12 protein-coding genes are annotated in these 13966 nt (G+C 71.5%); 1 reads left to right on the forward strand and 11 read right to left on the reverse strand.

Annotated features, from left to right (window positions below; genetic code table 11):
- Positions 1-16: 16 nt before the first annotated feature.
- From OG432_RS22625 to OG432_RS22675, 11 genes are all read right to left on the reverse strand, one after another.
- Entirely contained in the window at positions 17-1297 is a 1281-nt protein-coding gene (locus OG432_RS22625; protein WP_443058435.1) for a hypothetical protein, read from the reverse strand.
- A 95-nt stretch (positions 1298-1392) separates the two neighbouring features.
- The gene (locus OG432_RS22630; protein ID WP_328315203.1) at positions 1393-2331 is read right to left on the reverse strand and encodes a glutamate ABC transporter substrate-binding protein; all 939 of its coding nucleotides are present in this window, start codon (positions 2329-2331) and stop codon (positions 1393-1395) included.
- Between the two features lie 350 nt (positions 2332-2681).
- A complete protein-coding gene (locus tag OG432_RS22635; protein ID WP_443058436.1) occupies positions 2682-4058 on the reverse strand; it encodes a hypothetical protein in 1377 nt (458 codons plus the stop codon).
- Positions 4059-4288: 230 nt separating this feature from the next.
- Entirely contained in the window at positions 4289-5263 is a 975-nt protein-coding gene (locus OG432_RS22640; protein ID WP_328312778.1) for an N-acetylglucosamine kinase, read from the reverse strand.
- Positions 5260-6525, reverse strand: a complete 1266-nt coding sequence (locus tag OG432_RS22645; protein WP_328312779.1) for a 6-phospho-beta-glucosidase — start codon at positions 6523-6525, stop codon at positions 5260-5262. Before OG432_RS22645 ends, OG432_RS22640 begins: the two co-directional genes overlap by 4 nt.
- A gap of 6 nt (positions 6526-6531) precedes the next feature.
- Entirely contained in the window at positions 6532-7419 is an 888-nt protein-coding gene (locus tag OG432_RS22650; RefSeq protein WP_328312780.1) for a carbohydrate ABC transporter permease, read from the reverse strand.
- A gap of 1 nt (position 7420) precedes the next feature.
- Positions 7421-8365: a carbohydrate ABC transporter permease gene (locus OG432_RS22655; RefSeq protein ID WP_328312781.1), complete on the reverse strand. Its 945-nt coding sequence runs from the start codon at positions 8363-8365 to the stop codon at positions 7421-7423.
- Positions 8366-8372: 7 nt separating this feature from the next.
- Positions 8373-9713 (reverse strand): ABC transporter substrate-binding protein, encoded by a 1341-nt coding sequence (locus OG432_RS22660; protein ID WP_328312782.1) that lies wholly within the window; start codon positions 9711-9713, stop codon positions 8373-8375.
- 56 nt (positions 9714-9769) lie between these two features.
- On the reverse strand, positions 9770-10972 hold the full coding sequence (locus tag OG432_RS22665; protein WP_328312783.1) for an ROK family transcriptional regulator: 1203 nt from the start codon (positions 10970-10972) through the stop codon (positions 9770-9772).
- Between the two features lie 300 nt (positions 10973-11272).
- Positions 11273-11923 carry a class I SAM-dependent methyltransferase gene (locus tag OG432_RS22670; RefSeq protein WP_328312784.1) on the reverse strand — a complete coding sequence of 217 codons (651 nt, stop codon included), beginning with the start codon at positions 11921-11923 and terminating at the stop codon, positions 11273-11275.
- Positions 11924-12085: 162 nt separating this feature from the next.
- Positions 12086-13165, reverse strand: a complete 1080-nt coding sequence (locus OG432_RS22675; RefSeq protein WP_328312785.1) for a mechanosensitive ion channel family protein — start codon at positions 13163-13165, stop codon at positions 12086-12088.
- Between the two features lie 252 nt (positions 13166-13417).
- On the opposite strand from OG432_RS22675, the gene OG432_RS22680 reads away from it, so the two are divergent.
- Complete coding sequence (locus tag OG432_RS22680; RefSeq protein ID WP_267053178.1) at positions 13418-13954, forward strand: HNH endonuclease; 537 nt, start codon at positions 13418-13420, stop codon at positions 13952-13954.
- Positions 13955-13966: the final 12 nt, after the last annotated feature.

Below are 13966 nucleotides of genomic sequence, written 5' to 3' on the forward strand. Positions count from 1 at the left end.
CACTGGGTGTTCTCGCTCACGAATCCCCCCTCACGTCTTCGGGCCCGGACTGTCTCGGGACCAGTACCTCCGCCGCCGCCCGCTGGTAGCGCAGCACCGCGTCCTCGGCCACGCGCAGATCGCAGGGCGCGGACCACAGCATCCGGCGGGCCGCGTCGTACCGCTCGATCAGGAGCGGGTCCTCGGCCATGCCGTGCCGGGCGACCTTCGCCTTGTACGCGTCGAGCCGCCCGCGCAGCTCGGCGCGGATGGCCAGGGGCGCGGTGACCGCCGTCAACGACGCGCGGGCGCGCAGCAGTTCGTCCTCCGCCTCGCGCTCAAGGGACTCCAGGAGCGGCGAGAGCCGGTGCCACTGCGCGTGCCTGCGGTACTCGGCGGCCGCGGCCAGCTGTTCCTGGAGCACGATGGAGGGCCCGCTCACCGCGGGCACCTCGCTCGCGGCGATCTTGGCCAGGACCTCGCCGCGCGCCGAGCGGGCCTCGGCCAGCGTGCGGTCGGCCCGCGAAAGGACGTCACGCAGCCGGACGAGACGCTGCTCGGCATCCTGACGCACCGTCAGAACAGCGTCGATCTCCCGCCGTACGTCTTCAAGGGCGCGCGCCGCCCGGTCGTAGCGCCCGGTGTCGGGGCGGCCGCCGCCCGGCGCCGAGCTGCCCGCGGCGGGCACCCAGAACGCGAGCGGGTCGGAGATCACCTGGGTGCGCAGCTCGGCCAGTTCGGCCGTGATCGCCTCCAGGTCGTCGCCCGACGGGTGCTCGCCCGGCCGCACGCCCACCGAGTGCGCGAGGCCGCGGGTGCGGTGCAGCTCGGCTGCGAGGAGGTCTATCCGGGCGGGCAGCGCCGACCACACCGAGTCGGCGGCCACGACCACGTCGAGCGAGCGCGCGTACAGCTCGTTCATCCGGTGCACGAGGTCGGCGAGCGAGAAGCGCTCGGTCAGCTTCGCCGGGCCGCCGGCCAGGGTCGGTGCGCCGTGCAGGGCGGCCCCGGAGAGCGTCACGGACGGGCCGCGCAGCCGGTCGGTCAGCTCCACCAGGTCCTCCCTGCTGGGCCAGCGCCGCCGGGCACGCAGCTCACGCGTCGATTCCAGGGCCGCGGTGTACGCGTCGAAGTACGCCCACAACAGCGAGATCGACTGCTCGGTGGCGGCCCAGCGCTCCTTGGTGACGCCGGTGAGCCCGGCCCCTTCGAGGAGCCGGCGCCCGGCATGGTCCTGGAGGGCGAGCAGCGAGGTCTCCACGGCCTCGTGCTCGGCGTCGAGGCGCGCCAGGGCACGGTCCGCCTCGTCCCGGTCCATGACCGGCCCCGGGGGTCCCCCGGTGGAGCTGGGGGAGGATCCCGCGCCCATCGATCACCTCTCCGCTCTGTGGTGCGAAACCGCGGTCAACGCGCTCAACCCGCCCGGTACTTGGGTGCGGGCGGGCTCTCTATGCCGGGCAGGTCGGCGGCGAGCCAGTGGTGGTACGCCTGCATCCACGGGCTGTTGGCCCCGCCGCTGCGGTAGTCCTCCAGGACCTGGTTGATGCGCCGCACCAGGTCGGTGTTGCCGAGCTTCACGGCGACACCGTAGTACTCGCTGGTGAACGGGCTGCCCTTCAGCTCGACCGCAGGGTCCTGGGCGGCCTGGCCCGCGGCGAGCGCGTTGTCGGTGACGACCGCGTCCACCAGGTTCTGCTGGAGGCGCACCAGGCAGTCCAGCTGGTTGGGGACCGTGAAGTCCTGGTAGTCGGCGCCGTGCGGCTTCGCCTTGAGCGCGTCGAACGCGGTCGAGCCCGCGGCCACGCAGACCCGCTTGCCCTTCAGCGAGTCGTCGAAGCCGCTGATGTCGGAGGACTTGGGCGCGAGCACCTGCTGGCCCGCCTCGAAATAGGCGGTCGAGAAGGACGCCTGCTTGATGCGGGCGCAGTTGACGGTCATGGTCCGCACGACCACGTCGACCGTGCCGTTCTGGAGCGCGGGGATGCGCTGACTGGTCGGGATGGCGCGGTAGATGACCGCGTTCTCGTCGCCCAGGATGTTCTTCGCGATCGCCTTCACCAGGTCGATGTCGAAGCCTTCGAGGGTGCGGGTCGCCGGATTGCGGTAGCCCCAGCGGAAGCTGTTCTGGTCGACGCCGGCGATCAGCTTGCCGCGCCGTTTGATGGCGTCGATGTTCGGCCCGTCCGCCGTCGACCGCGGCAGGCTCGCCTCCGGGTCCTTGCAGTCGTCGGCCTTGGCCTGCACGCTGCGCGCGGTGCCGGGCCCCGCGACGCCCACCGCGGCGGCCGTCTCCCCGCCGTGCCGGGTCAGCGGGATCAAGGTGCCCGCCGCGACCGCGAGCGCGAGGGCCATCCCGGCCACCCCGCCCCAGCCGCGCAGCCGCCCCGCCCCGCGCCGCCCGGTGCGCCGGGCGCGGCCCGGCGTGTCGGTGCCGGGGGCGGCCGGGTGGGCCGGATCCGCCGAGCCGTTCGCGCCGCTCATCGCGACCCCTCTCGCCCATCCGCCGCTGCCAGGGCCTCTCGTCTGGATCATGCCGGGCTCGCGGGGCCCGGTGCCGCCCCTCGCGGCGTTGTCGTCGGTTGCCATGGCTCCGCCATGTCGCCCTCCTCCGCCTTGCGATGCACCGCACCGGGCCCCGCTCCCTGATCCGGCCTGATCCGGACGAGAGACCCTGGCTCGTCCGTTGCCGCTGTCCATGCCGCTCACCTGTACTCCGCGAGCCGGCGGCTGACGCCCACGGCGGCGGCCGCCGCAGCGAGCACCGCGAGGGCCGCCGCGCCCAGCGGGAGGCCCGTCAGGGCACCGCGGCCGTCGGACGCGGCCGTCGTGAACTGGCGCTGCTCGTGGGAGATCGCCGAGTCGAGCTGCTGATCGACCCGGTCGAAGCACTCGCCGGTGGAGCCCTTCGCGGCGAGGACCTGGTTCAGCGCGCCGTCGTAGTCACCGCTGTCGTCCGTCCTGCGGGCCGTCGTGTGACGCTTCTGCCAGGTGTCCATGTCGTCCTTGGCCTGCGTCACCGGCTCCTTGCCCGCGTCGTCGTCGGCGAGGTTCTTGGCGACGCCGAGCTTGTCGGAGAGCGCCGACATCTCCTTGGTGAACTCCGCCTCGTACAGGTCCTTGCCGTCCTTGGTCAGCACCGCTCCCCGGGCCACGAGCGTCAGGTTCTCGTTCGCGCGGGCCTGGAGCGAGCTGATCCGGGCGTCGTTGAGGACCTTCAGCGACTCCTGGCCGTGGGCGCGCGAGGTGGACAGGTCGGAGGAGGCCACCGCATGACCCACCACCAGCCACAGCATCACCACGGTGGAGGCGGCCGTCGCGGCGACCAGACCGTGGTTGAACACCCGGTTGGTGCGCAGGTAGTTGCGCCGCTGCACCCACACGAGCCCGCCGAGCGCCAGCAGGCCGAGCACGGTCGCCGCGTACGGCCAGGTGTCCGCCTGGTCGTAGTCGTCGTAGAGCCGGCCGGTCTCCGCCTCGTACAGCTTCTGCGCCGCGGGCAGCAGGCTGGAGCTCATCTTCTGGTTGGCGAACCTGAGATAGGCGCCGCCGACGGGGAAGCCCTGCCGGTTGTTGGCCCGCGCCTGCTCGACCAGGCCGTTGTAGAGCGGGAGCTGCTCGTTGAGCGTGGCTATCTGCTGGGCCGACTCCGCCGAGCCCGTCGTGTTGGCGGCCGCCTTGACGAGCAGCCGGGACGCGGTCGCGATGTCCGCGTCGTACCGCTTGCGCACGTCCAGCGGCTCCTGGCCGCCGGCGAGGAACCCGCTCGCCGCCGCCGTGTCCGCGTCGGCCAGCGAACGGTAGATGGACGCGGCGTCGGCGCTCAGCGGCTGGCTGCGGTTCACCACGTCGTCGGCGGCGGCCGCGCGGTCGGACACCTCCCAGGCGGTGACGGCCCCGAAGGCCACCACGAGCACCGCCACGACCGTACCGATGATCCACAGGCGGCCGGGCTCGGTCGTCGCGACGGCACGCATCCGCTCGCGGGCGTCCGCCCAGCCCCGGTGCGCGCCGGGTCGCGGCTGCGCCGCGGACCCGGTCGCGGCCTCCCGCGTCTCCGGTTCGCGCACGTTCGGCGACATCGCCACCTGACCTCCCCCTCGGTCGCTGCCTAGGCAGTATGGCCGCAGGGACCGACAACCATCCAGGGTTGTCTGGATCTTGTTACCTGCGTGCTCCGCGCTCCGAGCCCCTTCGCCCCCTGCCCCACGTTCCCTCCCATGTATACGCGGAGCCGATCCATTCGGTTCCCCGGGGCCCCCGGAGGTCCGGACGGCCCGGACGACCGGACGGCCCGGACGTGACGGAGGGACTAGGCGTACTGGGCGCGCAGCCGTGCGTACGCCTCTTCCGGCGCCGACACCCGGTCGAGGCCGAGCAGACCCGCGCCGAGCACGGGCGACGTCGTCACCACGAGCGGTACCGCCTTGGGCGCCCGCTCCGCGAGCAACTCGTGAACGGCACTGTCCAGTTGGGGATGCCGGGCCGCGAGCACGCCGCCGCCGAGCAGTACCGGAACCGGTGACTCAAGGAGGCCGAGCCGGCCCAGCGCGACGGCGGCCAGGGCCACGATCTCCTCGGCCTGGCGCCGCACCAGGGCGCAGGCCACCGCGTCCCCGGCCGCGGCGGCCTCGAAGAGCACCGGGCTCAGCTCGTGCCGGCGCACCGCGGGGATCCTCTCCAGGTGCAGCGCCTCGATCAGTTCGTACATCGAGGAGAGCCCGAAGTGGGCGGGGAGCGCGGCCGCGAGCGCGGTCGCCTCGCCGCGGCCGTCCTCGGCGCGCGCCGCGAAGAACAGCGCCTCCTCGGCCAGGCCCCCGCCCCCGCCCCAGTCCCCGGAGATCTTCCCGATGGCGGGGAAGCGGGCGGTGCGCCCGTCCGGGGTCATGCCGACGCAGTTGATGCCCGCGCCGCACACCACCGCGACCCCGCACGGCTCGGCGCCGCTGGGCAGCCCGGCGCGCAGGATCGCGAAGGTGTCGTTGTACACCCGCACCGAGTCGCCCCAGCCGCGGGCTTCGAGGGCCGCCGCCAACTCCCGCTCCTCCACGGGCAGATCGGCGTTGGCCAGGCATGCCGACACGTGTGCGACCCGCAGCGGACCGGGGCTGCGCGAGGCGAGATGGGCCTCCTCCACCGTGGTGGCCAGCATGCGCATGGCCACCTCGACCCCCACCGACGGCGGCCGGAACCCGCCGCCCCGCGCCGTGCCGAGCACCGTGCCGTCCGCGCCGATCAGCGCCACGTCGGTCTTGCTGTTGCCGGCGTCGATCGCCAGCACACTCATGCCCACGCGAGGTGCTCCCGGTTGTGCGCGATCAGCCGGTCGGTGAGCCCGTCGGCGTAGTCGTACTGCCCGACCAGCGGGTGGGCGAGCAGCGCCCGGAACACCCGGTCGCGCCCGCCGCGCAGGGCGGCTTCCAGGGCGAGGTCCTCGTATGCGGTGACGTGGGCGATCAACCCGGCGTACAGCGGGTCGAGTTCGGGTACGGCGAGCGGGACCGCGCCGCCATGGCCCACGCGGGCCGGCACTTCGATGACGGCGTCGTCGGCGAGGAAGGGCAGGGTGCCGTTGTTGTACGTGTTGACGACCTGCACCGGACTTCCCCCATTGCCGAGCAGGGACGCCGCGAGGTCGACGGCGGCCTCCGAGTAGAAGGCGCCGCCGCGCTTGGCGAGCAGCTCGGGCTTCTCGTCGAGCGCCGGGTCGCCGTACATCGCCAGCAACTGTCGCTCCATCTCGGCGACTTCGGCGGCACGCGACGGCTTGGTGCCGAGCTCGCGCACCACCTCGTCGTGCGCGTAGAAGTAGCGCAGGTAGTACGAGGGCACGACGCCGAGCCGGTCGAGGACCTGGCGGGGCAGGCGCAGCTCGTCGGCGATGGTGTCGCCGTGCTCGGCGAGCAGCCTGGGCAGCACGTTGTCGCCCCCGGGACCGCCCAGGCGCACCCCCAGCTCCCAGGTGAGGTGGTTGAGGCCGACGTGGTCCAGGTGGACCTCGCCGGGCGCCACCTGGAGCAGTGCGGCGAACTTGCGCTGGAGGCCGATGGCCACGTTGCACAGGCCGACCGCCTTGTGCCCGGCCTGGAGCAGCGCCCTGGTCACGATGCCGACCGGGTTGGTGAAGTCGATGATCCAGGCGTCCGGGTTGGTGCGGCGCACGCGCTCGGCGATGTCGAGCACCACCGGCACCGTGCGCAGCGCCTTCGCCAGGCCGCCCGCCCCGGTGGTCTCCTGGCCCACGCAGCCGCATTCCAGCGGCCACGTCTCGTCCTGCTGCCGTGCGGCCTGGCCGCCGACGCGCAGCTGGAGCAGCACCGCGTCCGCGCCCTCGACGCCCGCGTCCAGGTCGGAGGTGGTGACGATCTTCCCCGGGTGCCCCTGCTTGGCGAAGATGCGCCGGGCGAGCCCGCCGACGAGCTCCAGGCGGTCGGCGGCCGGGTCGACGAGGACGAGCTCACTGACGGGCAGCGTGTCCCGCAACCGCGCGAAGCCGTCGATGAGTTCGGGGGTGTAGGTGGACCCGCCCCCCACTACTGCGAGCTTCATTCTTGGTCAGCCCTTCACTCCGGTCAGCGTGACGCCCTCGACGAAAGCCTTCTGCGCGAAGAAGAAGACGAGGATCACGGGGGCCATGACCAGAACGGTCGCGGCCATGGTCAGGTTCCAGTCGGTATGGTGCGCGCCCTTGAAGGACTCCAGGCCATAGCTCAGCGTCCAGGACGCCGGCGTGTCGGACGCGTAGATCTGCGGTCCGAAGTAGTCGTTCCAGGCGTAGAAGAACTGGAAGAGGGCGACGGCTGCGATGCCGGGGCGCGCCATCGGCAGCACCACCTTGATCAGTGTGCGCAGCTCTCCGCACCCGTCGACCCGCGCGGCGTCCAGGTACTCGTTCGGGATGGTCAGCAGGAACTGCCGCAGCAGGAAGATGGTGAACGCGTCGCCGAACGCCAGCGGGATGATCAGCGGCCACAGCGTGCCCGACAGGTCCAGCTGCTTCGCCCAGAACAGGTACATCGGAATGATGATCACCTGCGGCGGCAGCATCATCATCGAGATGACCAGCATCAGCGACAGGTTCCGGCCGCGGAAGCGGAACTTGGCGAGCGCGTACGCGACCGGCACCGACGACACCACGCTGAGCACGGTACCGAGCCCGGCGTAGAGCAGGGTGTTCTTCCACCAGGTCAAGAAGCCGGGAGTCTCGAACACCGCGCGGTAGTTGGACCACGCCCAGTGGTGCGGGATCAGGTCCCGGGTCAGGGTCTGCCGGCCGTCCATCAGCGAGGTGAGCAGCAGGAAGACGAAGGGCAGCACGAAGAACAGCGCGGCCGCCACGCCGAGGGAATGCACGGCGATCCACCGGAGCAGGGCCTTGCGGCGGGCCGTCCTGCCCGCCGGGGTCGCGGTCGGAGCGGCGGCGTGGTCGAAGGCGTACGTCATGTCACTCACCTGCCTGGACGAGCCCGCCGCGGCGCTTCATGAGCAGCGCGGTGAAGGCCATGGAGAGGGCGAACAGGACGAGCGCGACCACACACGCGGAGCCGTAGTCGAAGCGCTGGAAGCCCAGGTTGTAGACGAGCTGGGGCAGGGTCAGCGTCGACTTGTCGGGGTAGCCGGGCTCGAACTGCTGCCCGGAGTTGCCCATGTTGCCGGAGGCGACCTTGGCCGCCACCAGCGGCTGGGTGTAGCTCTGCATCGCCTGGATGACGCCGGTGACCACGGCGAACATCACGATCGGCGAGATGTTCGGCAGGGTGACGTAGCGGAACCGCTGCCAGGGCGAGGCCCCGTCGAGCTCGGCGGCCTCGTACTGCTCCGTGGGCACGTCGAGCAGCGCGGCCATGAAGATGACCATGAGGTCGCCGACGCCCCACACCGCGAGCAGGGTGAGCGCGGGCTTGGACCAGGACGGATCGGTGAACCAGTCGGGCGCCGGGATCCCGAGGTCGCCCAGGAGTGAATTGACCGGCCCGGTACCGGGGTTGAGCAGGAAGACGAAGCCGAGCGTGGCCGCGACCGGAGGGGCGAGGTAGGGCAGGTAGAACAGGGTGCGGAAGACGCCCACCCCCGTCTTGATCTTGGTGATCAGCATGCCGACGCCGAGCCCGAACACCACACGGCAGGCGACCATGACGATCACGAGCCACAGCGTGTTGCGCAGGGCCGGCCAGAACAGCGGGTACTCGCCGAACACGTACGACCAGTTCGTCAGGCCGTCGAAGGTGGCCGCGCCGAAGCCGTCGTAGTGGGTGAAGGAGAAGTAGACCGTGGAGATCAGCGGGTAGGCGAAGAAGACGCAGAACCCGATCAGCCAGGGCGACAGGAACGCCAGGGTGCGCAGCGCCGAGCGGCGGTGCTTGGCGCGCAGTGTGTACGTGGTGCTCACGGCCGGCCTACTTCGCCTGCGCGATCGCGGCGTCGATCTCCTGGGCGGTCTTGGCGAGCCCCGCCTTGATGTCGGTCTGCTTGCCGCTCTCGATGTCGTAGCCGAGGTTCTGGAGCGACACCAGGTACTGGCCGCCGTTGACGGAGGCCGGGGTCGTGGTGGAGTTCGGGTTCTGCGCGATGTCCAGGAAGGTCTTGAAGCGCGGATCGGCCTGCAGCTTGGGCGACGAGAGGGCGGCGAAGGTCGACGGCACGTTGTGGATGGCGTTGGCGAAGTTCACCACCGCGTCCGTGTCCGTGGTCAGGAACTTGACCAGCTCCCAGGCGGCGTTCTGCTTCTTCGACGTGGCGGCGATGCCCGCGATGGTGCCCGTCAGATAGCCCTTGCCGTGCGTGGCCTTCTGGTCGTCGGGGACGGGCAGCGGCGCCACTCCGATGTCGAACTTCGGCTTGCCGGCCAGCGCCATGCCGAGCCGCCACTCACCGTCCATGGCCATCGCGACCTGGCCGGTGTTGAACGGATTGGTGGCGCCGTACTCCTCGCCGAAGGAGGTGCGGTACTTCTCCAGCTTGGCGAACCCGCCGAGGCCGTCGACGAGCTGCTTCTGGAAGGCGAGGCCCTTCTCGAACGCCGGGTCCTTGGCGATGTTCGACGCGCCGCTCGCGTCGAAGTACGTCGGCGACCACTGCGCCAGGTAGTGCTCGGTCGTCGTCTCGTAGGCGTGGTAGTCCGGCATGAAGCCGAGCTGCTCGTAGGAGTCGCCCTTGGGCTTGGTCAGCAGCTTGGCGTCCGCCTCGAACTCCGACCAGGTGGTGGGCGGGCCGTCGATGCCGGCCGCCTTGAAGGCGTCCTTGTTGTAGTAGAGCGCGTAGGAATCCCCGAGCAGCGGCAGCGCGCAGCGCTTGCCCTGGAACTGGGTGTACTCGTTCATGGTCTTCGGGAACGTCTTCGCCGGGTCGATGCCGTCCTTCTTCAGGAACGGGGCGAGGTCGACGAAGGCGTTGGACGAGCAGAACTTGCCGACGTTGTTGGTGGTGAACGACGACACCACGTCCGGGGAGTTGGAGCCGCCCGCCCGCAACGCCTGGTTGATCTTGTCGTCGTTGATGTCGCCGACGACCTTGACGTGGATGTTGGGGTGCGCCTTCTGGAAGGCGGCCACGTCGGCCTGGATGGCCGCGACCTCGCTGGGGGTGCTCCACCCGTGCCAGAACGTGATCGTCGTGTCCTTGGACGCGTCGTCGTTCTGGGTGCTGGTGTCGCTCTGGCCCGTACAGGCGGAGGCGAACAGGGCTATGCAGGCGGTCGCGGCCAGGACGGCGGCCGGCTTCCGGCGGGTGGTGGGCATGGCGGTGTCTCCCGGGGAGGGGGCGGGGATGGCGGGGGTGGAGCGGGTTCGGTCTGTCAGCGCGCGGTGTCGAAGACCTCGTCGCGGGTGGTGGCGAGTGCGGCTTCCAACGCGCCGCGCAGCACGGGGAGTTGGGTGACCTCTCCGATGACGAGCCGGGGCCGGGAGGCCGCGAGCTCGCCCAGTTCGCTCTGCACGAGCGCACGCAACGGCTCGCCGCCGGCGGAGATCAGAGCGCCGGAAAGCACGACGAGCTCCGGGTCGAGCACGGCGACCATGGAGGCGAGGCCGGTCGCGAGCCCGGTGGCGAAGGCCGTGAGGAGCTCGCGCTCCGGGCCGTCCGCGGCGCGGGCACCGCGCGCGACGAGGACGGCGGCCACCTCGTTGACGGGTCCGCCCGGGATGTCGTGGACGCCGGCCTCACGGGCGAGCCGGGGCAGCGCCTGCCCGCCGGCCAGTTCCTGGAAGCCGCCGGAGTTGGTCTTCGTGACATGGCGTACGAGCGGGGCGCCGGGCACCGGCAGGAAGCCGACCTCGCCGGCGCCGCCGGTGAACCCCCGGTGCAGCCGCCCGCCGATGACGAGCGCGGCGCCGAGGCCGCCCTCGTTCCACAGCAGCACGAAGTCGTCGTGGCCGCGGGCCGCGCCGAGGCGCTGCTCGGCGATGGCGGCGAGGTTGACGTCGTTCTCGTACTCGACCGGCATCGGCAGCGCGGCCGCCAGCTCGTCGAGCAGCGTGGGGGAGTGCCAGCCCGGCAGGTGGGAGGCATAGCGCAGCCGTCCGGTACCGGGGTCGAAGGCGCCAGGGGTGCCGATGACGACCCGGTGCAGATCGCCGCGCACGAGCCCGGCCGCCTTGACGGCGCCGTCGAGCGCGCCGGTGACCTGGCGCACCACGGACCCGGCGCGCCGGGCCGGGGTCGCCACCTCGAACTCGCCGACGACCGCGCCCGCCACATCGGCGACGGCGGCACGGATCCGCTCGGGGGTGACATCGACTCCCGCCACGTGGGCGGATGTCGCGTTGACGGCGTACAGCTGGGCGTTCGGTCCTGGCCGCCCCTCGGTCGTCCCGGTGGCGACGACGAGCCCGGCCGCTTCGAGCCGGGCGAGCAGTTGGGAGGCGGTGGGCTTGGACAGCCCGGTGAGCTTGCCGATCCGGGTCCGGGAGAGGGGTCCGTGCTCCAGGAGCAGATCGAGCGCGGCACGGTCGTTCATCGCGCGGAGTACGCGCGGCGTTCCCGGGGTAGTACCGGCCACGACGATTCCACCTCCCCCTCCGCCCGCTTCCCCACATCACTGTTAGGAAAGTTTCCTGTCTGTTGGGAGGAACGTAAGGGGCGGGCCGACGGCACGTCAATGGCTTCGGCGGGGCGGACAGATGGATGTCGGCCTCCCGGACGGTGGTTCCGTGACCGTCCGGGTCGAAGACGGCGCGCTCTTCGCCGTCGCTGTCGAGCCGCTACCGAGTGGGCACGTGAAGAGCCAGAAGACCGACAGCCAGGGTCACAGTCGCCGCGATTCCGCTCCGAGGAACGGCGCGGGGCGGCTCCGTCGAGGTCAAGCCCTGCGGGCGAGCAGGTGTACCTCCTTGAACGGGCGCCGGTCGGTGGGCCGGGGCTCGCGGACCATGCGGGCCATCTCCGAGAGGCCCGACGCGCGCAGCAGGGCGGAGAGGTGGTCGGGCCACCACCGGTAGGCCGGCGCGACCGCGTGGTCGAAGACCTGGGTGGGCTCGGACGCGGCCCCGCTCGCCGAGAAGCCGATCAGAAGGTGACCACCGGGCGCGAGCACGCGCGCGAACTCACCGATGATGGAAGGGAGTTCGGGCGGCGGCGTGTGGATGATCGACCAGCGGGACAGCGCCCCGGCCAGCGCTCCGTCGGCGATGTCCAGACTTGCCATCGAGCCCACCCCGAACCGGAGCTCCGGGTGGGCCTGCTGGGCCAGCTCGATCATCGCGGGAGAGGCATCGACGCCGAAGACCTCCGTCAGGCCCAACTCGGCCAGATACGCCGTCACATGGCCGGGGCCGCACCCCAGATCCGCGACCGGACCGCCCCCGCCCACCCGCACCGCCTCGGCGAACACGCCCAGCATGGCGCGGTCCAGGGGGCTGTCACGGAGCGAGTCACGGAACAGCCGGGCATAGGTGTCGGCGGCGGTGTCGTACGCCTCGCGGGTGGCGGCGAGGGAGTCCTGTTCGGGCATGCGCAGGACGGTACAAGGGGCGTGACGCGATACCCGTTTCGGGTCCTGGGCTATGGGTCATGGGCCATGGGCCATGGGGCGTGGGCCATGGGTACGGGCCGGGCGGCACGCGCGAGGGGCGCCCCGCCAGGCATGCGGCGGGGCGCCCCTCGGAGAGAGCCGTTACTTCGACAGGTTGGAGTTCGGGTTCGGCGCCGGGTTCGGGATCGGGGCCGTGGCCAGGGACTGCGGCGAGGTCGGGTTGTTCAGGGCGGAGGGGGCCGAGACCGAGGCCGAGGAGTCCACGGCGGCCGGTTCCTCCACCAGCGGCAGACCGCCGACGATGCGGATGCCCGCCGCGTCCAGAGCGATCTTGATCCGCCAGCGCAGTTCGCGCTCCACGCTCAGTGCCTTGCCCGGCATGGTCTTCGCCGAGATCCGGACCACCATCGAGTCGAGCAGCACCTCGTCCAGGCCGAGGATCTCCACCGGGCCCCACAGGCGCTCGTTCCACGGCTCTTCCTTCGCCATGGACTCCGTCGCCTCGTTGATCACCGTACGCAGCCGCTCCAGGTCCTCGCTCGCGCGGACCCGCACGTCCACCCCGGCCGTCGCCCAGCCCTGCGACAGGTTGCCGATGCGCTTGATCTCACCGTTGCGCACGTACCAGATCTCGCCGTCCGCGCCGCGCAGCTTCGTCACGCGCAGCCCGACCTCGATCACCTCGCCGGACGCGACCCCGGCGTCGATGGAGTCGCCGACGCCGTACTGGTCCTCCAGGATCATGAACACGCCGGACAGGAAGTCCGTCACCAGGTTGCGCGCGCCGAAACCGATCGCCACGCCCGCCACACCCGCCGAGGCGAGCAGGGGGGCCAGGTCGATGTTCAGGACGCCGAGCACCATGAGCGCGGCCGTGCCCATGATCAGGAAGGACGCCACCGAGCGCAGCACTGAGCCGATGGCCTCCGAGCGCTGGCGGCGCCGCTCCGCGTTGACCAGGAGACCGCCGAGCGCGGTGCCCTCGACCGCCTGGGCGCTGCGGTTCATCCGGTCGATGAGCTTGGTGAGGGCCCGGCGCACCAGGACTCTGAGGACCGAGGCGATGACGATGATCAGGAGGATGCGGAATCCGACGTACAGCCAGGTCGACCAGTTCTGCTCCACCCAGCCCGCGGCCTCGGTGGCCGACTTCTGGGCGTCGTCGAGCGTCGCGGGCCTGGGCGACGGCGATCCGTCGGCCAGGACGGCGGACCAGTTCACGGCAGGAACCTCCAGCGTTGCGGTGCCGGCGAAGGGCGGCGGCAGACCCACCACACTAACGGGGCAAGAGCTGTGCTCCGTTGACGTGTTCGGGGGAGAGGCCCTCTTCACCTGGGAATGAAGGGGATGTGGTCGAAAACACTTCGAGCCCGTTACCTGGACGTGGTGGCGCTTCGACCAGGCATGAGGAGAAACTGGAGAGCAGATCGTCCCGGCGCGAGCCACGCGCCGCCGGCGTAATAGGAGGCACCCGTGCCGCACGTCCTGGTCCTCAATGCGTCGTACGAGCCCCTCGGCGTCGTACCGCTCCGCCGCGCGCTCGTCCTCGTTCTGGAAAACAAGGCCGTCAGCCTTGAGGAATCCGGCGCCTTCATGCATAGCGCGACCCGTGCCGTCGCTGCGCCCAGCGTCGTACGGCTCAAGAGATTCGTGCGGGTCCCCTACCGGGGGCCCGTTCCCCTGACCCGTCGTGCCCTGTTCGCCCGGGACGGCGGCCGGTGCATGTACTGCGGTGGCGTCGCAACCAGCGTCGACCACGTCATTCCGCGCAGCCGGGGCGGTCAGCACGCCTGGGAGAACGTCGTCGCCGCGTGCCGGCGCTGCAATCACGTCAAGGCGGACCGGCACCTCCTGGAGCTCGGCTGGCGCCTGCGCCACCAGCCCGCCCCGCCCAGCGGCCTCGCCTGGCGGATCATCGGCACCGGCCACCGCGACCCGCGCTGGCTGCCCTACCTCCAGCCCTTCGGCGCGGACGACGCCCTCGCCCGGATCGACGGCATCTCCGCCTGAGGCGGTGGATGG

Source organism: Streptomyces sp. NBC_00442, assembly GCF_036014195.1.
In the GTDB taxonomy this organism is placed as follows: Bacteria; Actinomycetota; Actinomycetes; order Streptomycetales; family Streptomycetaceae; genus Streptomyces.

What these genes read in the sequence shown, in the direction of transcription:
- OG432_RS22625 (WP_443058435.1), bottom strand. Translation starts at nt 1,297, where the DNA reads ATGGACCGGGACGAGGCGGACCGTGCCCTGGCGCGCCTCGACGCCGAG.
- OG432_RS22650 (WP_328312780.1), bottom strand. Translation starts at nt 7,419, where the DNA reads ATGACGTACGCCTTCGACCACGCCGCCGCTCCGACCGCGACCCCGGCG.
- OG432_RS22670 (WP_328312784.1), bottom strand. Translation starts at nt 11,923, where the DNA reads ATGCCCGAACAGGACTCCCTCGCCGCCACCCGCGAGGCGTACGACACC.
- OG432_RS22635 (WP_443058436.1), bottom strand. Translation starts at nt 4,058, where the DNA reads ATGTCGCCGAACGTGCGCGAACCGGAGACGCGGGAGGCCGCGACCGGG.
- OG432_RS22640 (WP_328312778.1), bottom strand. Translation starts at nt 5,263, where the DNA reads ATGAGTGTGCTGGCGATCGACGCCGGCAACAGCAAGACCGACGTGGCG.
- OG432_RS22660 (WP_328312782.1), bottom strand. Translation starts at nt 9,713, where the DNA reads ATGCCCACCACCCGCCGGAAGCCGGCCGCCGTCCTGGCCGCGACCGCC.
- OG432_RS22630 (WP_328315203.1), bottom strand. Translation starts at nt 2,331, where the DNA reads ATGGCCCTCGCGCTCGCGGTCGCGGCGGGCACCTTGATCCCGCTGACC.
- OG432_RS22645 (WP_328312779.1), bottom strand. Translation starts at nt 6,525, where the DNA reads ATGAAGCTCGCAGTAGTGGGGGGCGGGTCCACCTACACCCCCGAACTC.